The sequence below is a fragment of the Bhargavaea sp. CC-171006 genome, from assembly GCF_009761675.1.
GTDB lineage: Bacteria > Bacillota > Bacilli > Bacillales_A > Planococcaceae > Bhargavaea > Bhargavaea changchunensis.
Genome location: NZ_QUZH01000023.1, coordinates 302,858 through 326,319 on the forward strand (window position 1 = coordinate 302,858; position 23,462 = coordinate 326,319).

Genomic DNA, 23,462 nt, shown 5'->3' on the forward strand with positions numbered 1-23,462 from the left:
TCCGTTTACCTCCTTTGCCTTACTGTTCCGACTGACTGATCATGTTATAGACTTCACGCGCCTGGATATGGTCCGGACTGACCGTGAATGCCTTCTTAAGATGGCTGAGCGCATGCTCGCGCTGCTGTGTGGAGACTGCATACAGCACACCGAGATTGTAGTGGGCGTCCGCATTTTCCGGGTCGTGTTCCGCCACATGCTGCAACTCTTCCATCGCCTCGCCGAACATTTCCATCGACGCAAGGAGAATACCGTAGGACAGCCGGATCTGCAGATCATCGGGCGCCAGTTCCCGCGCGCGCTGCATGTACGGAAGAGCCAGTTTCAGCTTGCCGGTGCGTTCGAGTGACTTTGCCAGCATGTAAGGGGCATCGGCACCTTCAATCCCGCCCCTGATCGCCTTTTCGTATAGCCTGGACGCTTCCTCATAACGCTCGAGGTTATAGTAAAGGCCGGCAAGACCATAGATGGCCGTCATGGATCCGGGATCTAGAGTCAGCGCCTTCTGGAAGAATTTCTCCGCTTTCAGCGCTTCCTCCTCCCGCCCGATCGATGCAAGCAGGTTCCCGAAATTGATATAGCCGATCGGATCGTCGGGATTGGCATCGATCGCTTCCGTGAATGCTTTCACAGCCTCTTCATAGTCTTCGTTTCGGATCGCTTTGATCCCTTCAGTATTATAATCCATACTTATCACTCCTCAGCCGACATAATCAAGCCGGCTGCCGTTTTTGTACACTTCATCGATAGTCCCGCCGCCAAGGCACACATCGCCGTCATAAAACACGACAGCCTGGCCCGGTGTGATCGCACGGACCGGTTCGTCGAATGTCACCGTCGCGGTTCCGTCGTCATGAAGCTTCACTTCGACACCGGTGTCCGGCTGCCGATAACGGAATTTCGCTGTGCACCGGAAAGATTCCGGCTTTGGCGCATCCGATGTAAATCCGACCTGGACCGCCTTCAGGCTGTCGGAATACAGGGCGTCATTGTGGAAGTTCTGCCCGACAAGAAGCACATTGCGCTTCAGATCCTTACCGATCACGAACCACGGGTCGCCCGCTCCGCCGATGCCGAGACCGTGGCGCTGGCCGATGGTGTAATACATAAGGCCATCATGTGTGCCCATGCGCTTTCCGTCCATCGTCTCCATCGCACCTGGCTGGGCAGGAAGGTAGCCGGACAGGAACTCCTTGAAGTTCCGTTCTCCGATAAAGCAGATGCCGGTCGAGTCTTTTTTCGTTGCCGTCGCAAGCCCTGCCTCAAGGGCGATCTTGCGGACTTCGGACTTTTCCAGATGGCCGAGCGGGAACATGACCTTCGACAGCTGGTCCTGTGACAGCTGGTTGAGGAAATACGTCTGATCCTTGTTTTCGTCGACGCCGCGCAGCATGACGGAACCGTCTTCGCCGTGTTCCACGCGCGCATAATGCCCTGTAGCAAGGTAATCGGCGCCAAGGCTCATCGCATGGTCCAGGAATGCCCGGAATTTGATCTCCTTATTGCACATCACGTCCGGGTTTGGCGTGCGGCCTGCTTTGTATTCATCCAGGAAGTACGTAAATACTTTGTCCCAGTATTGTTTTTCGAAATTGACCGCGTAATAGGGGATGCCGATCTGGTTCGCGACCCGGATGACATCCTCATAGTCCTCCGTCGCCGTGCAGACGCCGTTTTCATCGGTATCGTCCCAGTTTTTCATGAAGATGCCGATGACGTCGTAGCCCTGCTGTTTCAGCAGCAGCGCGGTCACAGAGGAGTCGACGCCGCCGGACATGCCGACGACGACGCGTGTATCTTCTGGTTTTTTATTAATTGCCATGATTGTTCACCTTTCTATTGTCCGGCGAGTCTCCGGACGACTGATGCCGTCTTTTCCGCGGCGGTCCGGATGTCTTCTTCCGATATGCCATAACCGAAGCTGAAGCGGACGGAATTGCGCAACTGCTCCGCCCCATCCCCGTACATCGAGACGAGCACGTGTGACGGATCGATCGATCCCGCCGTGCAGGCCGAGCCGCTCGAAACATAAACGCCCGCCAGATCCAGATTTACGAGCAGGGATTCGATATCCGTGCCCGGAAAGCTGAGATTCAGGATGTTCGGTAGTGTCTTTGCCCGACCCGCATTCACGCTGAATGCGATGCCGGAATCTTCAAGGGCACCGGTCATCATCTGCTTGAATACCTCATGCCGTTCGTCTCGTTCAGACAGAGATTCATGAGCGATTTCTGCCGCTTTTGCAAATGCCGCGATGCCCGGCACGTTTTCGGTCCCGGCGCGGCGTTTCCGCTCCTGTTCGCCGCCTGCTGTCGGCGGCACGAGCTTCGTGCCGTTTTTCTGGTAAAGGAAACCAATTCCCTTGGGGCCGTTGATTTTATGCGCGGAAGCACTGAGCAGATCAATTCCGATTTCCCCGACATTGACCGGTATCTCTCCGAACGCCTGAACCGCATCGGTGTGGAAGGTCGCGCTGTGCCCCTTCAGGATTTCTCCGATCTCCCTGATCGGCTGGATCGTGCCGACTTCATTGTTTGCCGCCATGATCGTTACAAGAATCGTATCATCGCGAAGTGCCTTTCTGACATCATCAGGCGACACTCGGCCTTCTTGGTCGACCGGGAGCCATGTCACTTCAAAGCCACGCTTTTCAAGCCTTTTGCATGCGTTGAGAACCGCATGGTGCTCGATGCCGGTCGTGATGATATGGCGGCCTTCATCCGCTCTTGCTTCGGCTGTGCCAAAGATGGCGAAATTGTCGCTTTCCGTACCGCCGCCCGTGAAGATGATCTCTTCCGGCCGTGCGCCGATCAGGCCGGCGACAGATGCCCGGCTGTCATCCAGGAGTTTTCTTGCGGCACGTCCGGCGCCATGGATACTCGAAGCATTGCCGTACATGCTCGTAAGAAGTTCTGCGTATACTCTCGCCACTTCCGGGTGGACCGGAGTGGTGGCGGCGTGGTCCAGATAAATTCCGTTCATCTTCAAAATCCTTTCCCAGAGCGCTGCCGGCTCATCGGCCGATTGTCCGGTCCGGCAGCTGGCAGTCTGTCAGATATAAAACATATAGCCTTCGTCATCGCTGTCAGATTTCATATTGATGAGGTCCTCGATTGTGACTGTGTCAAGCACGTCCTTGACCGCATCGCGGATGCGTCCCCACAGCTGACGCTGAGGCTGCGGTTCTTCTTCGATCCCCTCGACCGGCTGGATCGGCCCTTCCAGGACACGGATCACATCGCCGGCAGAGATCTGATGAGGCGGCTTGGCCAATTTATAACCGCCATGGGCCCCCCGGACACTTTTCACAAGCCCCGAGTTGCGGAGCGGCGGAACGAGCTGTTCGAGGTAAGCCTCGGACAGATTATTGATTTCTGCGATTTTCCGGAGCGGAACAGGCCCGCTCCCGTATTGCCGGCCGAGCTCAATCATGATTGCGAGCCCGTAGCGGCCTCTGGTCGAAATTTTCATCGATACACCTCTACCCTGCGCTTTTCTATCCGCCATTATAGCACATCAATTCCCGGCCCTGCGCATGAAGAGTCCCGGGATAAGCTGTATAATGGAAGGATGGACGAAAGAAAGGGCTGATTTCATGCAGAACGAACCGCTCGCCTACAGGATGAGGCCGAAAACGATCGACGAGATCGCCGGCCAGCAGCATATCATCGGTGAAGGGACCGCTCTGTACCGGATGATCAAGAACGGTCACGTGCCATCGATGCTCCTGTATGGCCGCCCCGGCGTCGGCAAGACGTCCCTCGCGCATGCGATTGCGGGGACCAGCGGCCTGCCGTTCATCGCTCTGAACGCCACCGTGTCCGGCAAAAAAGATGTGGAACGGGTCGTTGACGAAGCCCGGGTTACCGGAAAGGTCATTCTCTTCCTCGACGAGATCCACCGTTTCAACAAGCTCCAGCAGGACGCCCTTCTCCCGCATGTGGAGAATGGATCGATCGTCCTGATCGGTGCCACTACCGAAAACCCGTTCCATGATGTGAACCCCGCAATCCGTTCAAGATGCGGCGAAATACTCCAGCTGAAAGGTCTGGAAACCGGGGATATCGAGGCGCTGATCCGCCGGGCGCTCTCGGACGGAGACCGAGGGCTCGGACGGATGGAGATCCGGATCACCGATGATCAGATCGTCCGTCTGGCTGAAGGCGCGGGCGGCGATGCCCGAAAGGCACTGACACTGCTTGAATCGGCAGTGCTGGCCTCTGATGAGGAAGACGGCACGACAACTGTTGAAGATGCAGTGATCAAGAGCCTGATCGGGCGAACCGGTGTATTCGGGGACAAGAACGGTTCCCATTTCTATAATCTCCTGTCCGCCCTCCAAAAATCCGTGCGCGGCAGTGACACGGATGCGGCCGTCTTCTACTTGGCTCATCTGCTGGAATCGGGTGACCTGACGGCCGTGTGCAGAAGGCTCCTCGTCATGGCCTATGAGGATATCGGTCTCGCCAATCCCCAGGTCGGCGCACATGTGCTGGCAGCGACACAGTCTGCTGAGCGCCTCGGCATGCCGGAGGCCCGGATTCCCCTAAGCGTTGCAGTCATCGAGATGTGCCTCTCCGAAAAATCCAACTCAGCATACCGGGCATTTGACGCGGCGGCCTCCAGGATCCATGCCGGAGACACAGGGGAGATTCCCCAGCACCTCAAGGATGCGCACTACGCCGGCGCCGCGGCTCTCGGACATACCGGATACAAGTATCCCCACGACACCCCGCTCGGGGAATTCGGCGGCTGGACCAGCCAGCAGTACCTCCCCGACAAAGTGGCTGATGAGCGGTTCTATGAACCTGTCATCGCCGGCAAGGAGAAAAAGATGGCCGGCATCTATAAAAAGCTGAAACAATTTGTGAAGCAAACATAAAGAAGCCGTCCGGCCGGAACGGCTTCTTTTAATTGGATGGCGGAGAGGGATTGGTACTATATATGTAACAAAAGACAAATCGGACTCAGAAGTAATACCTTTGTATCCGATTTATCTATGTTTGGTATGTACACTGGCATAAATATTTTGCAAACGGAACTAAAGAAAATCAGGAGAAGCAAAAATTGTTTTTCTATCATAAGTAGAAATTATGAATACGGCCAAAAATCATACTACATATAACTTCTCGTTAATGTGAAGAACAAGTAACAACCTCACCAAGCTTTTTTAGTACGAATAAACACTTTCGCATGTATTAGCCTGTGGCTCATAATAACAATGTTGTTTAAATTGTCCTGAAAATGGTTGACCATACCATGTAGGTGGACACGGAGCATACGGATTAAAATACCAAAGAGAATACTTAGAAGGATGTTGTCCCCAATAATTTACTACTTGTCGTGCCAATCTTCTTTCTACCTCTCTTGCTGGACTATAAAATAAATTACCTTTTTGTACTGCTTCAAAGGAATAATTTCCACCTTGAACCTGAAAAATTACATCCTCTATGGTTCTTACATCCCTAAAATCCAAACAATCAGCTACTGCTCGATTTACAATGACATTCCCAACCATAAGCATCCCAAGTTGCCCTTCACCCTCAGCCTCTGCCCGCATCATTCGTGCAATTAAATCAATGTCCTTATCCCTATATTTCACTCTCGCCACTTTACATCACCTCTATCAAGAATTGTATTCAAAACAGCCTACAAAGATGTCAAGCGGTTACATCAACTTCGCAATCCTCGTTTCAACTTCGGGGGCCATGTTGCAGTTTCACATTCCGTATTTCAACTCACCAGTCCTTGTTTCCGGTTAACATAAAAAAACTATTTATTGCTCTTCCCGAATAACAAATTGAAAAATCCGTTCCCGGATGGGAACGGATTTCAGACTGTAGACAAAGTGAGTGTATGGCTCCTTTGTCTGCAGTTTTTTCTTTTCCTTGAAACCCTTCGGATTTCCGCTGCGGGCCCTCGCTTACCGCGGGCGTTGCCGGCGCCAATGCGCAGTTTGGCGTCTGCGCTCAAAAGCGAAAGCGTTGAGCAGCATTAGCTGCACTCCTGAAGCTGCGCTCTGCGGGGTCTTCGGCTAACGCTTTTCCCGCAGGTGTCTCGGGCCCTCCGCTTCAATCCGCCATAAAGCTTATTGAGGCAATCGGAATGGGAAAGGATTTAATTTTATTCGCCTTTCACTCGCTTGATCTCAATGTCTTTTACGATGTCATTCAGTACCCAGGAAGCGCAGAATAATCCTGCGGTTGATGGGACGAATGCATTGGATGCAGGAGGCATTTTGGCCTTGCGGATCTTGGCATCCGGCTTCCCCACCACCTCGTTCACTTCTTCTTTCGAGATGATCGGGCTTTCGTCGGAGAAAACGACCGGGACGCCTTTGCGGATACCTTCCTTGCGCAGGGTCGTCCGGATGACTTTGGCCAGGGGATCGGTGTGGGTCTTCGAGATGTCCGTGATCGTCAGCCGCGTCGGATCGGTTTTGCGTGCTACCCCCATGCAGGAGATGACTTTCACGCCGCGCTTCACACACTCTTTGATCAGGTGGATCTTATAGGCGATTGTGTCGGACGCATCGATCACATAGTCAGGATTCAGATCGAACAGCTGGTCCGCTGTTTCTTCTGTATAGAACATATTGAGTGTGATCACATCGCAGTCCGGATTGATGTCCGCAATCCGATCTTTCATAATATCGGCTTTTTTCTTCCCGATCGTAGACATGTAGGCGACAAGCTGCCGGTTGACATTCGTGATGTCGACTTCGTCCTTGTCTATCAGGATGATGCGGCCGATTCCCGTCCGCGCGCAGGCTTCTGCCGCGAATGAGCCGACTCCTCCAACGCCGAGAATGGCGACAGTCGTCTGCCTGTAACGGTCCAGACCCTCTTTGCCGACTGAGAGTTCATTTCTGGAAAACTGGTGCAGCATGGGAGTTCCTTCCTTTCACAATCGAAAATAAAAGCCTCCCGCTCATGCGGGAGGCGGTCAGTCAAAATGGGACAGATCCCGATCGTGCCGTCTTTGGGTAATCGTTTTGAACCCGCACAAGGCAGGTGGGTGTCCTCACCGCCACGTTTGACTTCCCCCTAGGGGGCATGCCAGCAATGCCGGTATTCGGACTCCCTTACGATTTAAATGTTCGGTCAAAACTGATAGACAAATAACGAACACATCAGGATCTGTATTGGAATTAATAGTAACATATCTTCATCTTCGAATCAACGCTGAACGAATGCGGCTTCTGCCTTATTTTTACTTCCGGAGCTTTATACCCAGTTCCTCGAGTTGCGCGTCGGATACTCCTGACGGCGCCTCCACCATGAGGTCGCTGGCGCTTGCTGTTTTAGGGAAAGCGATGACATCGCGCAGGCTGGATGCGCCAGAAAGGAGCATGGCTAGCCGGTCGAGCCCGAATGCGATTCCGCCGTGCGGCGGCGTGCCATAGTCAAAGGCATCCAGCAAAAATCCGAACTGGGCCTTTGCTTCTTCCTCGGAGAACCCGAGCGCGGTGAACATTTTTTCCTGGATATCACGCTCATAGATCCGGAGAGAGCCTCCGCCGAGTTCAAAGCCGTTCAGCACCATATCGTAGGCCATTGCGCGGACTTTCTGAGGTTCCGTTCCGAGCTTTTCGATGTCTTCCCGGACAGGCATCGTGAACGGGTGGTGTGCGGCATAGAAGCGCCCGTCTCCTTCGTCGTACTCAAACAGCGGCCAGTCGGTCACCCACAAAAAGGCGTAGCGGGATTCGTCGATCAGGCCACGCTCCTTGCCGAGTTTCAGCCGGAGAGCGCCGAGTGCGTCTGCGACGACCTGCTTTTTGTCGGCAACGAAGAGCAGAAGGTCTCCCGACTCCGCTTCAAGTGCAGATTTCAGCTGTTCTGCCGTCTCGCCTTCAAAGAATTTGGCAATCGGGCCCTTTAATCCGTCATCCTCGACTTTCATCCAGGCAAGTCCCTTGGCACCGTATCGTCCCGCGAACTCGCCGAGAGCGTCAATGTCTTTACGGGAATAATCTCCGGCAGCACCTTTGACATTGATCGCCTTGACCTGTCCGCCGGAGGACACCGCACCTGCGAACACCTTGAAAGCGGAGTCGGAAACCACTTCGGAAACATCCTGCAGTTCAAGTCCGAAACGCACGTCCGGCTTGTCGGAACCATAACGGGACATAGCTTCGTCATAAGTCATGCGCTGGAACGGCACAGGTACATCTGCGCCTTTGACGTCCTTCAAGACTTTTTGGATCAGCGCTTCGTTCAGTTCGATGACGTCCTCCATTTCGACAAAGCTCATCTCCATGTCGATCTGGGTGAATTCCGGCTGCCGGTCAGCCCGCAGGTCTTCGTCACGGAAGCATCGGACAATCTGGTAATACTTGTCGAACCCTGACACCATGAGCAGCTGCTTGAAAAGTTGCGGAGACTGCGGAAGCGCATAAAACTCCCCATCGTGGACCCGGCTCGGAACGAGGTAGTCGCGGGCGCCTTCCGGAGTCGACTTTGTGAGGTAAGGGGTCTCGACTTCCATGAAGCCGTTGTCGTCCAGGAAATTCCGCACGGTCTTCATGATGTCGGAGCGCATCTTGAACGTCCGGTACATTTCAGGGCGGCGCAGGTCCAGATAACGGTATTTGAGCCGCGTTTCCTCGCCTACATTAGCTGCATCATCAATGACGAACGGCGGATTCTTCGCTTCGTTGATGATGTCGATTTCTTCAGCCTGGACCTCGATCATACCGGTCTTGAGGTTCGGGTTCACCTGATTCTCCTGCCGGCCGATCACAGTTCCCCGCACTTCAACGACGAATTCGTTGCGCAGGCGGTCGCCCGCCTGCATGGCCTCTCCCGAAAAGTCCGGATTAAATACGACCTGGACGATTCCCGTACGGTCGCGGAGATCGACGAAAATCAGACCACCAAGGTCCCGCCGCCGCTGCACCCATCCTTTCAGAACGACTTTTTGACCGATCTGTGTCTCGGTGACTTCACCGCAATAGTTGGTTCTCTTCATGTCTGCTCTTCCTTCCTCCACTCAAGATCTGCTTTTCAGGGCTTCTGCCAGACGGGCAAATTCCACCGTCTCCTGTGTGCCGTCCGCCATATTTTTGACACCGGCAGCTCCATTTTTCAGTTCATCTTCACCGATGACGATGACATGTCCGGCTTTCTGCCGGTCTGCCGCCTTCATTTGGGCCTTCATCTTCCTGCCCATATAATCCATGTCGGCCGCGATTCCTTCCCGGCGCAGGTTTCCAAGAATTTTTACCGCTTCTTTCCTCGACTCTTCATCAAGGGCTACGATGAATGCATCCAGCTTGCTCTCGGTCTCAGGCATCTTGCCTTCCGCCTCAAGCGCCATCAGGAAACGTTCGATGCTCATGGCAAACCCGATGCCGGGTGCTTCAGGACCGCCGATTTCTTCCGATAGTCCGTTGTAGCGTCCTCCCCCGCAGAGCGTCGTGATGGCACCGAATCCATCTGAAGTGCTCATGATTTCAAATGCGGTGTGGTTGTAGTAGTCCAGTCCCCTGACAAGGTTCGGATCGACCACATACTCGATTCCGAGTGCATCAAGAGAAGTTTTCACCTCTTCGAAGTAAGCCGCGGACTCTTCGTTCAGGTAGTCGGTTAGAGCCGGTGCGGTTTTCATCAGCGGGTGATCCCGGTCCACCTTGCAGTCCAAAATCCGGAGCGGGTTTTTCTGGAGCCGGTTTTGGCAGTCGCTGCAGAACTCTCCGATCGACGGCTCAAAATGGCGAATCAGTGCTTCGCGGTGTGCATTCCGGCTTTCCTTATCGCCGAGCGAATTGATCACGAGACGAAGGTCTTTGAGCCCCGCACGCTGATACACATCCATCGCGAGAGAGATGACTTCCGCATCAATCGCGGGCGAATCGCTTCCGATCGCCTCCACGCCGAACTGCACAAACTGGCGATAGCGTCCTGCCTGCTGGCGTTCATAGCGGAACATCGGTCCCATGTAGTAGAGCTTCACCGGCTGATCCGGCGAACCGAACAGTTTGTTTTCGACAAATGCCCGGACGACCGGCGCAGTGCCTTCCGGACGGAGTGTCAGTGAGCGCCCGCCACGGTCTTCGAATGTATACATTTCCTTCTGGACGATATCGGTCGTGTCCCCGACACTTCTTGTGAACAGCTCAGTCTGTTCGAAAACCGGTGTCCTGATCTCTTCGTACCTGTAGAGCCGGCACGTTTCCCGGATCAGTGACTCGACGGCCTGCCAGCTTCCCGTTTCAACCGGAAGCAGATCCTTTGTTCCTCTAGGCACTTTGAACATCATTGATTTCCCATCCTTCCCAGGAATGAAAAAAAGCCCTCGTCCCCTGCATCTCTGCAAGGGACGAAGGCTTGTTTTCTGCCACCGCGGTTCCACCCTGATTGGCACAGCACGGCTGCACCCACTCGGTCCGGGTAACGGCCGGTTCCGTCTTCTCCTACGCGGGGATATCCTCCCTTTTCGAAGAAGAGCCTCTCGGATGTTGTTCACGGTCCTTGTCCTGCGGACGGGATTTCAGCCTAGGTCCCACCCTCTCTTTACAGGACAATGGGCCGCTACTTTTCCGGTCAGTGGCATCCATTCCAGTTCAATTAACCATTATCTTAATGACTTAAGAATCAACTGTCAACCGTTTTAGAAAAAGGTATAGAATTCTCCGTGTCTTCAACGTAAACTTAGCTTAAAGGAGGTGGATGAATGAGATACAAACGAAAAATCGGATTATCCATCCTGCTGGTCTGCGGACTGCTGCTCGGATTCCAGTGGACATCCGGCATCGCCCGGGCGGCGGGCACTGTAACCGTCGACACAGAGTCAATCAATATCCGCTCGGGCCCGGGGCTCACCCACAGCGTAACCGGCTCTCTGAAACGGGGAGATACCGTCAAAATCCTCGGATCCGAGGGGGATTGGCTTTATGTGGATGCAGGTTCATCCAAAGGGTACATCGCCGCCTACCTTACTAAGACGTCGGCTGCACCGGCTTCCGGATCGGACAATGTCATCTCGCAGGTGGACAGGCTGAATGTGCGCGCAGAGCCGACCACTTCCTCGGCAGTTCTGCTGAAGATGAACCGCGGCGAGCAGGCCATTTCCCACGGATCCTCGGGCGGATGGACGGAAGTGACCGTAAACGGGACTCGCGGCTGGGTGTCAAGCCAATACATAACCGCCTCCTCGGCCAAGCCCGAGACCAAAAAGGCGAAAGCGGAAAACGAATCGTTCACGGTCTCCGTATCTGCGCTTAACGTCAGGGAAAAACCGGACCTCACCTCAGGTAAAGTTGCGGTGGTCCGCCAAGGAGAGTCCTATCCGATCACCGAAACCGACGGCAACTGGATCAGACTCTCAATTGGAGGCAAGGACGGCTGGGTATATTCCTTCCATGGGGTCCGTTCTTCCGGCAGTGCTGTCGCAGGCACTTCCACCGGCGGATCAGGATCGGTTTCCGATAATCAATCCGCATCCGTCACAATCCTCTATGACGGAACGAATCTCCGCAGCAGCGCCTCAACTTCCTCCAATGTGGTAGACCGTGCCGCTGCCGGTCAGACATACACCGGTGTACTGGAAGGCGACTGGTATCGGATTTCACTGAGTGACGGCACGGAAGCTTATGTGGCAAGCTGGGTCGTATCAGTCGGCAGCGAGGCTGCCGAACAGCAGAAAGAAAAAAAGGAAAAAGCAGATCGCAAAGCGGGAACGCTGAGCGGACTGACACTTGTGATCGACCCGGGTCACGGCGGCTATGACGGCGGAACGACCGGCATGAGGGGGACAAATGAAAAAGATCTCACCCTTCCCACTGCCGAACTTCTGTCATCCAAGCTGAGGGCGGCAGGCGCCGAGGTCATCCTGACCCGGGAAACTGATGAATACGTGGGCTTGAGAAAGCGGGTGTCGCTCAGCAACCAATCTGGTGCCGATGCGTTCATCAGCCTCCATTACGACGCCACGACCGATCACTCGGTCCGCGGGTTCACCACCTATTATCAGAAGTCGGTTGAGGAATCCCTGGCGGAGTATGTCAATAATTCTCTCGGGAAATCAGTGAATCTGAAGGACCGCGGAGTCCAGAAAGGCAATTATCTCGTGCTGCGCGAAAACCGGCAGCCCGCTATCCTTATCGAACTCGGATTCCTCAGCAACCTATCCGAAGAACGCCGAGTGAAAAACCCGGAATACCGGGAACAGGCCACAGACGGCATCTACAAAGGCATCATCAAATACTTTGATTCCCAGTTGGGAGAATAATTAAAAGCTTCAGACCAAGGAGCCATGGCCCCTTGGTCTGCAGTTTTTTTATAGGGCTTTGTATAAGGCATGTTGATTTCCGTTACGGGCGAACGCTTTCCGCGGGGAAGGCATCGAGCCTTCTGAGAAGTCTCTCCGCGCTTCCTTCTCCGCAGGAGTCGTCGCCCTCCACTCCAATCAACGCATCGATAAAACCATCCCGATCACAAAAGTAACGGGATACCCCGGGTTCAGCAGATTGGATGAGTGGTTACCCGGCTTCTCCAAATCGCAACCAACCCACTTCTGAATCCTACGCCCAGTTGAATCATAACAAACACCGCCCGTCAGCAATGGCAGGACTTACGAGTTTCCCTTCCCTCTGAATAGTACTTTGAAATTGAGATTTATTCTATCCGATACGGCATCGCTTATTGTTTGAACTGCTAACTTAATAAAACAGGAACCGTTTGCCTAATACGCTCCATGGAGGATTGAAGCGGAGGGCCCGAGACTCCTGCGGGAAAAGCGTTAGCCGAAGACCCCGCAGGACGCAGGTCCGAGGAGGCTAAGGCAACGCCCGCGGAAAGCGAGGGCCCGAAGCGGAAATCCGAAGGATTTTCATAACATAAAAAGAGACAAAGGAGCAATACACTCACTTTGTCTGCAGTCTGTTATATAGCTATATCGGTTCTGCTGTTAATAGATCATTTCTTCGATTCAACAATGACCGTAACAGGTCCGTCATTAATGAGACTGACGTCCATCATGGCGCCGAATATGCCGGTTTCCACGCGGAGTCCGAGGTGACGGAGCTTTTCGTTGAAACGCTCGTACAGCGGCTGGGCCTGTTCGGGCCTTGCCGCCTCGGAGAAACCCGGACGGCGTCCCCTTGTCGTGTCCGCGTACAGCGTAAACTGCGAGACGGACAAAATGGCGCCTCCTGCTTCCAGGATCGACAGGTTCATCTTACCGTCTTCATCTTCAAACAGACGCAGGTTGGCGACCTTGTTGGCCACGTATCGGACATCTTCCTCCGTGTCGGAGTGTGTGATGCCGACGAGGAGCACATAGCCGCTGTCGATGGCTCCGGTCACATCCCCGTCAACGGTCACGGATGCCTCCCCGCTCCGCTGGATGACCACTCTCATTCCCGACTCCCCCTTTTCTCAGTTCGTAACCCGCTGGACATAATAAATGTCGCGGATCTGCTTGATCCGTTCCACGATCCGGTGGAGGTGGGTGATGTTCGTGATCAGAAGCGTCATATTGATGGTCGCAATCTTGTTTTTGTCGCTTTTCGCGCTGACTGCCGTGATCACCGTCTTCAGATCGTTGACGATATGCATCACTTCATTCAGAAGGCCGGGACGATCGTAGCCGGACACTTCGATATCCACCTGGTATTCCTTCTGTTTCCCGGCGGGACTGTTTGCCCATTCCACGTCGATCAGCCGGCTTTCCGTATCGTCAGGTGAAACATTCGGGCAGTCTTCCCTGTGCACGGACACGCCGCGGCCTTTTGTAATGTAGCCGACGATTTCGTCGCCCGGCACCGGACTGCAGCATCTGGACAGCCGGATGAGCAGGTTGTCGATGCCCGGGACGATGACACCCGATTCCGTTACTTTTTTAGGTGCGGGCGCTGCCATCTCTTTGGTGATCTTCTCAAGCTGCAGCTCGGCCTCTTTCTCTTTGCGGAGCTTGTCCGTCAGCCGGTTGACCACCTGCTGGACGGTGATGCCGTTGAATCCGACCGCGGCATGCATGTCCTCTTCATTCGCGAAGTTGAACTTGTCGCACACCCGCTTGATATTATCCTCGGTGAGGACCTCTTTTTTCGAAAGGCCCCGCTCTTTGAGTTCCTGTTCGATCATCTCTCGGCCCTTGATGATGTTTTCATCCCGCAGCTGCTTTTTGTAAAACTGCTTGATCTTGTTTTTCGCCTGGGATGTGTTCGCTATCTTGAGCCAGTCGCGGCTGGGGCCAAAGGATGACTTGGACGTTAGAATTTCCACGATGTCCCCCGTACTGAGCTCCGTGTCCAGCGGGACGATCTTGCCGTTGACTTTGGCACCGATCATCTTGTTGCCGACTTCGGAGTGGACGCGGTAGGCAAAGTCGATCGGAACCGAGCCCGAGCGAAGCTCCAGGACATCGCCGTTTGGCGTGAAGACATACACCATGTCGGAGAACAGGTCATATTTCAGTGATTCCATGAATTCTTCCGCGTTCGACGACTCATTCTGGAAGTCGAGGATCTCGCGGAACCAGGTCAGTTTGGAATCGAGGCTGTCCTGCTTTTCCTGAAGGTTCTTGCCTTCCTTATACGCCCAGTGGGCCGCGACCCCGTACTCTGCGATGCGGTGCATCTCGTCCGTACGAATCTGCACCTCGAGCGGCTCGCCGTGCGGGCCGACAACCGTCGTATGGATTGACTGGTACAGGTTCTGCTTCGGCATGGCGATGTAGTCCTTGAAGCGGCCCGGCATCGGCTTCCAGAGCGTATGGATGATTCCAAGAACGGCATAGCAGTCCTTGATGCTTGAGACCTGGACACGGATTGCGAGCAGGTCATAGATTTCGTTGAACTGTTTGTTCTGCAACACCATCTTGCGGTAGATGCTGTAGATGTGTTTGGGGCGGCCGGACAATTCGCACTTGATGTTCACCTGTGCCAGTTCGTCGCGGATCTGGTCCATGACTTTCCTGAGGTAATTTTCCCGCTCCGTCCGCTTCCGTTTCATCAGGTTGACGATCCGGTAGTACTGCTGGGGATTCAGATAGCGCAGTGCCGTGTCTTCCAGTTCCCACTTGATCGTCGAAATTCCGAGGCGGTGTGCAAGAGGCGCGAAAATTTCCAGTGTTTCCGCCGATACCCGCCGCTGCTTCTCGGGGCTTGTATACTTTAGTGTGCGCATATTATGGAGGCGGTCGGCCAGCTTGATGAGGATGACCCGAATGTCCTGAGCCATCGCAAGGAACATCTTCCGGTGGTTTTCCGCCTGCTTTTCTTCCTTGGACTTATACTTCAGCTTGTCGAGCTTGGTGACGCCGTCGACCAGCCTGGCCACTTCTTCACCGAAGCGGGAAACCAGCGCTTCCCTCGTGACTTCGGTGTCCTCGACGACGTCATGCAGGAAGCCCGCTGCCACCGTCTCCGGATCCATCTGAAGTTCGGCAAGGATTCCCGCTACCTGTATGGGGTGCGTAATATACGGTTCGCCGGAGCTCCGGGTCTGCCCCTCATGTGCCTGTTCTGCCACTTCGTAGGCATCCTTCACGAACTGGACGTGTTCCTCATTCATATAGGAGGAGACGGATGCGAAAACATCTTCCACCGTCATCACCGTATTTTTCGCCATTCCGTCCACCGCCTTTCCATTGCTTTTCTGATATAAAGTTAAAACTATTTTATCAAAAAAGCGCGTTTTTGCAAAAACGCGCTCTCGAATCAGACCCCCGGCTTCCGCCGGGGGCCGAATCAGTCTTCGTAATTCATCAGTGCATGGACATCGTAGCCTTTCAGGCGTTCACGGCCATCCAGGTAGGAAAGCTCAATGAGGAAAGCGCATCCGGCCACTTTGCCGCCGAGCTCCTCGACGAGCTTGACCGTCGCCTCGACTGTGCCCCCCGTTGCCAGAAGGTCGTCGACGATCAGGACTTTTTGTCCCGGTTTGATCGCATCGCGGTGGATGGTCAGGACATCCTTGCCATACTCGAGGCCGTACTCGACCCTGATCGTTTCGCGCGGAAGCTTGCCTTCCTTGCGGACAGGCGCAAAGCCGATGCCGAGTGCATAGGCGACCGGGCAACCGATGATGAACCCGCGTGCTTCCGGTCCGACAATGATCTCTGCCCCGACTTGTTTTGCGTACTCGACGATTTGCTCGGTCGCGTATTTATAGACAGGACCATTGTCCATGATTGTTGAAATATCCTTGAAGCTGATGCCCTCCTTCGGATAGTTCTCGACAATCGTCACATATTGCTTTAAATCCATAGTTGCTGCTCCTCCCGGGCGGTTTCAGGCGCATCAAGAATGCTGCCGATGACCCGCCGTAATTCCTGATAGGGCGAATAAAGTAAAGTCTGCTCTATATTGATCCGCCGCTCCAGCCCCGAATATGTTTCGGATTCGGACAGATCCCGCTTGGGCGGGCTGTCCACGACTGCGGCGAGTCCATTCTCCATTGTAACAAACCCGAGCTCGAAAAACACCTTTGTCATGAAAATAACCGTATCCCGGCTCCAGCCTTTATGTTTGGCAAGCCGTTCCCCTTCACGCATGACATGGAAGCTGCCCTGCTGCTTGAGGAACGAGTAGTACCAGCCGAACTGCTTCCGGTCGGGTATCCCCATGAAATAACGGGATTCCGGCACATGGAAATGCGCGTATATCCGGGATGGCCCGCACGAGCTGAGCAGCCCTTCAAGTGCCTCCAGCGATTCGGGCAGATCCAGCAGAACGACCGCTGACGAACGTGACGGATTCAGTTCCTCCGGCTGAACGATCTCCTTCCCGGTATCCGCGCGGAATTTGCGGACGCTTTCCTTTTTGAAGGCCACGAATACGGCTTCTTCCGGAATGGAAGGAAGCCATCTGGACAACAGGCGCTCCCCGCGCACGTCAAACAGCTGCCAGCCGTCCGACTTCATGTCGGTCAGCATAAGCTGCGGCTTTTTCCTGCCGTTCCACTCGTTGATCTGCAGGTCACCCGCAAGGCTCACCCGCGCATCCGGCGTCAGCTCATCCTCCAGGTGACCAAGCCCGAAGCCGACGACATCAAGTGTGTTGACGCCGTCCGATACACTGAGCTTGAGATGGTTTTTCATCGATCCGATTTTCCGGCTCGACTCCACGCTCAGGTCAGGCAGGCAGTACACCGGCTTGGCGAAGCCGACACCGTACGGGCCAAGTTCGGACAGTGATTCGATGGAGCCGATATCAACTTCATCGAGAGTCAGCTGCACATCGACGTCCAGCGTCGGGATCAGGTCCTCTTTCGTCAGTACTTCACTGCCCTGCGCGATGAGGTTTTCCCTAAGCTTTTCGAGATTCTCAATCGGCAGTGTCAGTCCCGCAGCCATCGGGTGTCCGCCAAAATGAGGGACCAGGTCCGCATTTTTCTTGAGTTCCCTGTACATGTGGAAGCCTTCGATGCTTCTTGCGGATCCTTTCGCGATTCCCTTTTCCGGGTCGAGTGCGAGCACGATCGAAGGACGGTAATACTTTTCCGTGATCCTGGACGCGACGATCCCGACGACTCCGGGATTCCAGCCTTCTCCTGCAACCGTCAGCACATGTGGGACGGCGTCGCCATATGTATCCTCGATCTGGGCGATCGCTTCATCGGCGATGGAGGCGACCATCTTCTGGCGTTCCTTGTTCCGGTCATTCAGCTGTGAGGCAAGCATCGATGCTTCTGCAGCATCTTCGGTCAGGAACATTCGGACGGCCGGCGCCGCGTCACCCAGCCGGCCGAGCGCATTGATCCTCGGCCCGAATGCGAAACCGATCGTTTCTTCATTGATTTCCTGCTGGCGCACGTCCGACACACTGCTGAGCGCCCGGATGGCAGGATTGGCTGTGTTCCTCAGCTTCTCGATACCCATCTTAACGATAAGCCGGTTTTCATCGTGAAGCGGAACAAGGTCGGCAACCGTTCCGATCGCACCGAAAATAAGGGAATCAGCCGGAAAGTCACCTGTCAGTGCATGGGCGACCTTGAGAGCCACACCTACGCCGGCAAGCTCATCGAACGGATAGTCCCCTTCCGGATGGCGCGGATGAATGATGGCATCCGCTTCCGGCAGAACCTCTCCCGGTTCGTGGTGATCCGTGATGATCACATCCATGCCCATCTCCTTGGCAGCAGCTACCTGCTCATTGCCGGAGATGCCGTTGTCGACCGTCACAATCAGCGAAGCGCCTTGCTCGTAGACTTCACGGAACAGATCGGTATTCGGGCCGTATCCGTGCCTGAAGCGGTTCGGGATGACATAAAAGGCATCTGCGCCAAGTGAAAGCAGTGCCTTCATAAGGACGGTCGTGCTCGTTACACCGTCAGCATCATAGTCACCGTAGACGGCGATGCGCCGTCCGGTACGGATATGCTTATGGATCAGTTCGACCGCTTTGTCCATATCTTTCATGAGAAATGGATCATGCCAGCTGTCCAGGCCGACCCGGATGAAGGCGGACGCTTCATCAGCATCCGTAAATCCCCTGGAGGCCAGAACCTTCGCCGCTATCGGCGACAGTCCGAGGGCAAGCCGGAGTTTTTCCGTGGCGGCATCATCATTTTCCTGCGTCCGCCATCGCTTCATCGATTCTATCATTGCCATCACTTCCTTGAAGTCTATTATACATGAGAATGTCCCATCCTTTCTATTGGCGGAAATCCCCACAAGTGTAAGAATCGTTATGGGTGAATACGAAAAAACTCCTGACGGAATGTCAGGAGGTCACCGGCTGTCGCCGCCAAGGTTATTGTCACGCGGTTCCGCTTCCAAATCTGATGCAAATGCAGAAGCGGCATGCTGAAGCGTTGCAATTTCATTTTGCTGATCGGCGATTTTGAGTTCCTTATCGTTCACTTCCCTTTCCAGCCGTTTGATTTTCCTCTGCTGCATGATGGAGCGGAACATCGAAACGAATCCGCTCACCGCCGCTCCGAGAAGGGCCGATCCAAGGATGACGATGATGAGCGGCCACTCAGCGGTTCCGAATACATAATTCACCGGCACCGGATCCACATTGACGATTGCAAACCAGGCGACAACGATCGCAAGGATGAGTCCCAAGAGCAGTGTCCACTGGAATTTCATTGCGGTCCTCCTTTCAGCCAAAAAAAGACAGGGCATACAGATGTATACCCTGTCCATTCCGGAGCGGAAACCTGATCAGACGACCGGTTCGTCGGAGCCCCAGTTCTTTTCTTTTTTCTGGACGTCGATCGTCCCTTTCTTGTTGATCTCCCGCTTTTTGAGAACGAGCCACAGCTGTGCGGCGATGAAGATCGACGAGTAAGTACCCGCGATCAGGCCGAACAGGAGTGCAAGCGAGAAGTTCCGGATCGATTCGGACCCAAAGAAGATCAGGGCGACAACGACCAGGATGACCGTCAGAACGGTGTTGATTGACCGGCTGAGCGTCTGACGGAGCGACTTGTTGACAACCTTGGCCAGGTCTTCCTCCGTCTCGATCTTCTTCATCTTGTGCAGATTCTCACGGATCCGGTCGAAAGTGACGATCGTATCGTTGATCGAGTACCCGACAATTGTCAGGACGGCTGCGATGAAGGTGATGTCCACTTCAAGCCTCAACAGGCTGAAGAGAGCGACCATGAAGAATGCGTCATGCAGAAGGCTGACGATTGAGGCAACACCCATCCGCCATTCAAATCGGAAAGCCACATAGATGATGATCCCGATCATGGCAATGGTCAGCGCTTTGACCGCATTTTCCGCCAGTTCCCGTCCGACAGTAGGAGAAACGGTGCTGATATTCGGCTCGTGACCGTAAAGATCACCGAGTTCCGCTTTCAGCTGGTTGATCTCGCCCTGATTCAGATCTTCCTTGTAACGGAAGACGGCGATCTCCTTGTTTTCGCCCGAAATCAGAATGTCTTCGGTCGGGTGGCCGGCTTCTTCAAGAGTAGCGGATACTTCTTCCTGGGTAAGAGGCTCATTGGACAGCACTTCCACCCGTGTTCCGCTCGAGAAGTCGATTCCGAGGTTCAGCCTGAACATACCAAGTACAACTGCGCCGGCAATCAGGAAGATGATGGAGGCCGTAAAGAACTTTCTCCTGTTCCCCGCAAAGTCGAAACGGTCGAATCTCGTTGTCAGTTCAAGCACATCCAACTCTTCTTCTTTGGAATGGATGTACTTTCGGGAAAGGCCGAAAGCACCCGGCTTGCCATCGAGCATTCCGCTGTGGACAAGCAGTCCCAGAAGCAGGCGCGATCCCCAGACAGCGGTGACGAAGCTGAGCAGGATCGACAGGATGAGCATTGTCGCAAACCCTTTGACAGAGCTTGTCCCGAAGACGAACAGGACGCCTGCCGCGATCAAGGTGGTGATGTTGGCGTCAAGAATCGCCGTGAAGGACGATTTGGCACCTGCCTTGAATGCTTCTTTCACCGTGGCGCCGATCCGGAGTTCCTCGCGAATCCGCTCATAAGTCAGGATATTGGCATCGACGGCCATCCCGACACCGAGCACGATCGCGGCAATCCCCGGAAGTGTCAGCACACCGTTTAATAGGTTAAAGACAAGAATCAGCAGATAGACGTATACAGATAGCGTGACCAAAGCCACAAAGCCCGCTACCCGGTAATAAACGAGCATGAAGAGAAGGACCAGCGCGATACCGATCGCTGCAGCGATGACCGTCTCATCGAGTGCCTGCTCACCGAACTGTGCACCAACCGAGGTCGAGTAGATTTCATCCAGGTTGACCGGAAGCGCACCGGCGTTCAGGATACCCGCCAGGTGCTTCGTTTCATCGACGGTGAACGAACCTGAAATCTCTACATCGGACGAAAGGATCGGCTTGGAGACGTTCGGAGAAGAGATGAACTTGGGCTCCGGCTTTGTCACTTCCTCCGCAAAGCTGTCCTCGCCTTCTATAAAGTCGAGCCAGATGACAAGCTGGTTGTTCGGCGCCATCGAGGCGATTTCGGAGGTGACCTCCCCGAACTTTTCCGCGCTCTTCAGCTGGAGCGTGACAATCGGCTGCCCCTGGTCATTAAACGTCGACTTGGCGCCGCCCTCGACCAGGTCATCCCCGTCAAGCATGAGGCGGTCATTCGTGTCGCGGAATGTCAGGTTGGCCTGCGTGGATAAAAGTTCACGCGCCGATTCCTGATCTTCGACTCCTGCCAGCTGGACGCGGATCCGGTTGCCGGACTCGATCTGGATGCTCGGCTCGCTCACACCGAGAACGTCTATCCGGTCGGTCAGCGCCCTTGCCGTATCGGCAACCACCTCTTCAGTGATCTTCTGGCCGTCACGGAGCGGTTCCACCTGGTAGAGCACTTCGAACCCGCCCTGAAGGTCCAGTCCGAGATTGACGTCCTGGGCAATCTGCTTGCCGGTTCCGCCGATCATTGAGGCAAACAGTACCAGCAGCAATAGAAAAGCGACTATGCGCCCTCGAGTTTTCATTGTTGTTCCCCCTATTCAATTGGCAGCAAAAGACAGTGTCCTAACCGCCGGACACCTTATATTAGACGCACAAAAAAAGCAACAGTTCCATTATGAAACACGTTGCCTGTCGTGTCAATTCGGCCTTTTGCCTTCATTCTGGTCCCCTTTTCATCCTTTCGGAGCAAGGAGCGCACGGAATTCTTCCTCGTCCAGCCCTCCAAAACCGCTGCTTTTGGCAGCTTTCTTGAATCCCTCCACTTGTGTGTGGGTCATATAACGGGAAGGGGAAATGGACAGAATGTCCCCCACGGCTTCATGGACAGGGATTTCCTGAAGATCTTTTTTTCTCCAAAGTTTTCCGCGGCAGTATGTCCACAGGGCCTCTTCCGTGACAGAGCCGTAACCGTAGAAACTGAATTCTTCCGCTTTGTTCGAAAGAGCAGGCCGGACCACCTCAAAAAGATCCTCCAAACCTTCCTTCACCATGTTGCACATCCTCTCCGTGAGTCGTACGGGCCCTTGCTCCCGCATACGGATATTGTATAAGATTTCGGCTAACATGAGAAGGAAGTGTTCAATGTGTCGACATTTTTCCGGGGCACCATCATTCTGATGGGCGCGGTCTTCCTGTCCAAGTTTTTCGGATTCATCTACCGGATGCAGTTTATGCGGGTTGCGGGGGAAGAAGCGGTCGGCACTTACATGACCGCCTATCCGGCGTTCATCTTTTTCCTTGCCCTGATCCAGCTCGGCCTGCCGATCGGTGTTGCCAAAGTGGTCGCCGAACTGCACGCAAAAGGTGAGAGGAACGGCCTCCAGCAAGTCATGCGAACATCGGTCATATTATCCGTCGCTGCATCCGTCGTCCTCCTCCCGCTGCTCATCCTGGGCGTTCCTTATTTGTCAGGGACGCTTCTCGGAAATCCGGAGACTTCTGTCGTCCTGTACATCTCGATGGCCGCTTTGCCGATAGCGACCGCATCAGGACTGATCAGAGGGTATTTCCAGGGTATTGCCCGGATTGAGGAGACAGCCTGGTCACAAATTCTGGAGCAGACGGTCCGGATCGCCCTCATCAGCTTTCTTCTTCCGATATTCGCTGACCCGTCCCGCCCTGCTTTGACTGCAGGTTATGCAATGGCCATCACCGGCGCAGCCGAAGTCGCGACATTGCTTTACCTGTACATCAAGTACCGTCAGGTCAAGCGGACCAAAAACGAAAAGCCGAAAGGGCTGTATCCCCTCCGGCCGATCCTTTCCGTCTCCCTCCCGTCCTCAGGAAGCCGTCTTTTCGGTTCGTTCACCTGGTTCCTCGAGCCGATCGTCTTTATCCGTGCACTTGGCATGGCCGGAATCGGCGTGACGGCAGCAACATCGCTGTATGGGGTCATCTCGGGTGTCTTGATCCCATTGCTGCTGTTCCCCGCTTTTATCTCTCATGCACTCTCTGTCGTCCTCGTGCCCGCCGTGTCCAGTGCCGCGGCACTGAACGACATCCGTCTTCTTCGGGAGAGGATTCATCTGTCGCTCCGGATTTCCGCAATCACGGGAAGCGTAGCCGCCGCCGTGTTTTTCCTTCACGGAGAGGAAATGGCGGTCAAGCTGTTCCACATCTCGGACGGCGGTGCATACATGCTGATGCTTGCACCGATTTTCTTCTTCTATTATATCCAGGGCCCGCTCCACTCCATCCTGCAGGCGATGCAGGAAGCAAAGGCCGCCATGATGAACTCCGTGTACGGAGGAATCGGCAAACTTCTCGTCATGTTCGTCCTGGCCTCGCAGCCGGGTCTTCAGGAAGCGGGAGCTGTCATGGCCATCGGTTTTGGTGTGCTCGTGACATCGTTCCTCCATATCGCGACACTGCGCAAAAAGCGGGAGGCCTCCACCGGCTTCACAATGTTCATCATTCCATATTTGACCTTTATCCTGACAGTCGTCGCCCGGCCGCTCCTGATCGAGGAAGTGCCGTTCGGGATGCTCGGCGACATCGTCGTCACTTCTGCCTTCCTTCTGGTATTGCTCGTACTTTTCCGGTATTTCCGGCTGTCTGATCTCCGGACTGTCCGCAAGCTTGCCAAGCGCTTCTGACG

Annotated in this window: 18 protein-coding genes, 1 other RNA gene and 1 other annotated feature; of the genes, 3 read left to right on the forward strand and 16 right to left on the reverse strand. The window is 54.5% G+C overall.

Annotation, left to right across the window (positions count from 1 at the left end):
• Positions 1-19: 19 nt before the first annotated feature.
• The 4 genes from DZC51_RS11205 to cymR form a co-directional block, all read right to left on the reverse strand.
• Positions 20-688 carry a tetratricopeptide repeat protein gene (locus tag DZC51_RS11205; protein WP_157295925.1) on the reverse strand — a complete coding sequence of 223 codons (669 nt, stop codon included), beginning with the start codon at positions 686-688 and terminating at the stop codon, positions 20-22.
• A gap of 12 nt (positions 689-700) precedes the next feature.
• Positions 701-1,816, reverse strand: a complete 1,116-nt coding sequence (gene mnmA, locus DZC51_RS11210) for a tRNA 2-thiouridine(34) synthase MnmA (protein ID WP_157296071.1) — start codon at positions 1,814-1,816, stop codon at positions 701-703.
• 20 nt (positions 1,817-1,836) lie between these two features.
• Positions 1,837-2,982 (reverse strand): cysteine desulfurase family protein, encoded by a 1,146-nt coding sequence (locus DZC51_RS11215; RefSeq protein WP_157295927.1) that lies wholly within the window; start codon positions 2,980-2,982, stop codon positions 1,837-1,839.
• 69 nt (positions 2,983-3,051) lie between these two features.
• Positions 3,052-3,471 (reverse strand): cysteine metabolism transcriptional regulator CymR, encoded by a 420-nt coding sequence (gene cymR / locus DZC51_RS11220; protein ID WP_157295929.1) that lies wholly within the window; start codon positions 3,469-3,471, stop codon positions 3,052-3,054.
• Positions 3,472-3,595: 124 nt separating this feature from the next.
• Here cymR and DZC51_RS11225 point away from each other — a divergent pair, with 124 nt between their 5' ends.
• Positions 3,596-4,882 (forward strand): replication-associated recombination protein A, encoded by a 1,287-nt coding sequence (locus DZC51_RS11225; RefSeq protein ID WP_157295931.1) that lies wholly within the window; start codon positions 3,596-3,598, stop codon positions 4,880-4,882.
• A gap of 288 nt (positions 4,883-5,170) precedes the next feature.
• Here the strand turns inward: DZC51_RS11225 and DZC51_RS11230 are convergent, their stop codons facing one another.
• The 5 genes from DZC51_RS11230 to hisS form a co-directional block, all read right to left on the reverse strand.
• Positions 5,171-5,611: a cell wall hydrolase gene (locus tag DZC51_RS11230; protein ID WP_157295933.1), complete on the reverse strand. Its 441-nt coding sequence runs from the start codon at positions 5,609-5,611 to the stop codon at positions 5,171-5,173.
• Between the two features lie 512 nt (positions 5,612-6,123).
• Positions 6,124-6,888: a tRNA threonylcarbamoyladenosine dehydratase gene (locus DZC51_RS11235; RefSeq protein ID WP_157295935.1), complete on the reverse strand. Its 765-nt coding sequence runs from the start codon at positions 6,886-6,888 to the stop codon at positions 6,124-6,126.
• A 71-nt stretch (positions 6,889-6,959) separates the two neighbouring features.
• A non-coding RNA gene (gene ssrS, locus DZC51_RS11240) (6S RNA) lies at positions 6,960-7,142 on the reverse strand.
• A gap of 70 nt (positions 7,143-7,212) precedes the next feature.
• The gene (gene aspS, locus DZC51_RS11245) at positions 7,213-8,973 is read right to left on the reverse strand and encodes an aspartate--tRNA ligase (protein WP_157295937.1); all 1,761 of its coding nucleotides are present in this window, start codon (positions 8,971-8,973) and stop codon (positions 7,213-7,215) included.
• A 21-nt stretch (positions 8,974-8,994) separates the two neighbouring features.
• Positions 8,995-10,263 carry a histidine--tRNA ligase gene (gene hisS, locus DZC51_RS11250; RefSeq protein ID WP_157295939.1) on the reverse strand — a complete coding sequence of 423 codons (1,269 nt, stop codon included), beginning with the start codon at positions 10,261-10,263 and terminating at the stop codon, positions 8,995-8,997.
• 53 nt (positions 10,264-10,316) lie between these two features.
• Positions 10,317-10,560: a binding site (T-box leader), on the reverse strand.
• Between the two features lie 117 nt (positions 10,561-10,677).
• Between hisS and DZC51_RS11255 the strand changes: the two genes are divergently transcribed.
• Positions 10,678-12,234 (forward strand): N-acetylmuramoyl-L-alanine amidase family protein, encoded by a 1,557-nt coding sequence (locus DZC51_RS11255; protein ID WP_157295941.1) that lies wholly within the window; start codon positions 10,678-10,680, stop codon positions 12,232-12,234.
• A gap of 686 nt (positions 12,235-12,920) precedes the next feature.
• Here the strand turns inward: DZC51_RS11255 and dtd are convergent.
• The 7 genes from dtd to DZC51_RS11290 all read right to left on the reverse strand — a co-directional run bounded on the left by dtd (position 12,921) and on the right by DZC51_RS11290 (position 21,855).
• Positions 12,921-13,364 carry a D-aminoacyl-tRNA deacylase gene (dtd, locus tag DZC51_RS11260; protein ID WP_157295942.1) on the reverse strand — a complete coding sequence of 148 codons (444 nt, stop codon included), beginning with the start codon at positions 13,362-13,364 and terminating at the stop codon, positions 12,921-12,923.
• An 18-nt stretch (positions 13,365-13,382) separates the two neighbouring features.
• On the reverse strand, positions 13,383-15,578 hold the full coding sequence (locus tag DZC51_RS11265) for a RelA/SpoT family protein (protein WP_157295943.1): 2,196 nt from the start codon (positions 15,576-15,578) through the stop codon (positions 13,383-13,385).
• A gap of 119 nt (positions 15,579-15,697) precedes the next feature.
• Positions 15,698-16,216, reverse strand: coding sequence for an adenine phosphoribosyltransferase (locus DZC51_RS11270; protein ID WP_157295945.1), 519 nt, complete (start codon positions 16,214-16,216; stop codon positions 15,698-15,700).
• A complete protein-coding gene (gene recJ / locus DZC51_RS11275; protein ID WP_157295947.1) occupies positions 16,207-18,555 on the reverse strand; it encodes a single-stranded-DNA-specific exonuclease RecJ in 2,349 nt (782 codons plus the stop codon). The genes DZC51_RS11270 and recJ overlap by 10 nt, the downstream gene beginning before the upstream one ends.
• A gap of 126 nt (positions 18,556-18,681) precedes the next feature.
• Positions 18,682-19,044 carry a LapA family protein gene (locus tag DZC51_RS11280; RefSeq protein ID WP_157295949.1) on the reverse strand — a complete coding sequence of 121 codons (363 nt, stop codon included), beginning with the start codon at positions 19,042-19,044 and terminating at the stop codon, positions 18,682-18,684.
• 75 nt (positions 19,045-19,119) lie between these two features.
• Positions 19,120-21,387 carry a protein translocase subunit SecDF gene (secDF, locus tag DZC51_RS11285; RefSeq protein ID WP_157295951.1) on the reverse strand — a complete coding sequence of 756 codons (2,268 nt, stop codon included), beginning with the start codon at positions 21,385-21,387 and terminating at the stop codon, positions 19,120-19,122.
• 150 nt (positions 21,388-21,537) lie between these two features.
• Entirely contained in the window at positions 21,538-21,855 is a 318-nt protein-coding gene (locus DZC51_RS11290) for a post-transcriptional regulator (RefSeq protein WP_157295953.1), read from the reverse strand.
• Between the two features lie 93 nt (positions 21,856-21,948).
• On the opposite strand from DZC51_RS11290, the gene DZC51_RS11295 reads away from it, so the two are divergent.
• Positions 21,949-23,460 (forward strand): putative polysaccharide biosynthesis protein, encoded by a 1,512-nt coding sequence (locus DZC51_RS11295; protein ID WP_157295955.1) that lies wholly within the window; start codon positions 21,949-21,951, stop codon positions 23,458-23,460.
• Positions 23,461-23,462 lie beyond the last annotated feature (2 nt).

What these genes read in the sequence shown, in the direction of transcription:
- DZC51_RS11205 (WP_157295925.1), bottom strand. Translation starts at nt 688, where the DNA reads ATGGATTATAATACTGAAGGGATCAAAGCGATCCGAAACGAAGACTAT.
- dtd (WP_157295942.1), bottom strand. Translation starts at nt 13,364, where the DNA reads ATGAGAGTGGTCATCCAGCGGAGCGGGGAGGCATCCGTGACCGTTGAC.
- DZC51_RS11265 (WP_157295943.1), bottom strand. Translation starts at nt 15,578, where the DNA reads ATGGCGAAAAATACGGTGATGACGGTGGAAGATGTTTTCGCATCCGTC.
- DZC51_RS11280 (WP_157295949.1), bottom strand. Translation starts at nt 19,044, where the DNA reads ATGAAATTCCAGTGGACACTGCTCTTGGGACTCATCCTTGCGATCGTT.
- DZC51_RS11215 (WP_157295927.1), bottom strand. Translation starts at nt 2,982, where the DNA reads ATGAACGGAATTTATCTGGACCACGCCGCCACCACTCCGGTCCACCCG.
- DZC51_RS11225 (WP_157295931.1), top strand. Translation starts at nt 3,596, where the DNA reads ATGCAGAACGAACCGCTCGCCTACAGGATGAGGCCGAAAACGATCGAC.
- DZC51_RS11270 (WP_157295945.1), bottom strand. Translation starts at nt 16,216, where the DNA reads ATGGATTTAAAGCAATATGTGACGATTGTCGAGAACTATCCGAAGGAG.
- hisS (WP_157295939.1), bottom strand. Translation starts at nt 10,263, where the DNA reads ATGATGTTCAAAGTGCCTAGAGGAACAAAGGATCTGCTTCCGGTTGAA.
- DZC51_RS11290 (WP_157295953.1), bottom strand. Translation starts at nt 21,855, where the DNA reads ATGGTGAAGGAAGGTTTGGAGGATCTTTTTGAGGTGGTCCGGCCTGCT.
- DZC51_RS11235 (WP_157295935.1), bottom strand. Translation starts at nt 6,888, where the DNA reads ATGCTGCACCAGTTTTCCAGAAATGAACTCTCAGTCGGCAAAGAGGGT.
- DZC51_RS11255 (WP_157295941.1), top strand. Translation starts at nt 10,678, where the DNA reads ATGAGATACAAACGAAAAATCGGATTATCCATCCTGCTGGTCTGCGGA.
- cymR (WP_157295929.1), bottom strand. Translation starts at nt 3,471, where the DNA reads ATGAAAATTTCGACCAGAGGCCGCTACGGGCTCGCAATCATGATTGAG.
- secDF (WP_157295951.1), bottom strand. Translation starts at nt 21,387, where the DNA reads ATGAAAACTCGAGGGCGCATAGTCGCTTTTCTATTGCTGCTGGTACTG.
- aspS (WP_157295937.1), bottom strand. Translation starts at nt 8,973, where the DNA reads ATGAAGAGAACCAACTATTGCGGTGAAGTCACCGAGACACAGATCGGT.
- recJ (WP_157295947.1), bottom strand. Translation starts at nt 18,555, where the DNA reads ATGATAGAATCGATGAAGCGATGGCGGACGCAGGAAAATGATGATGCC.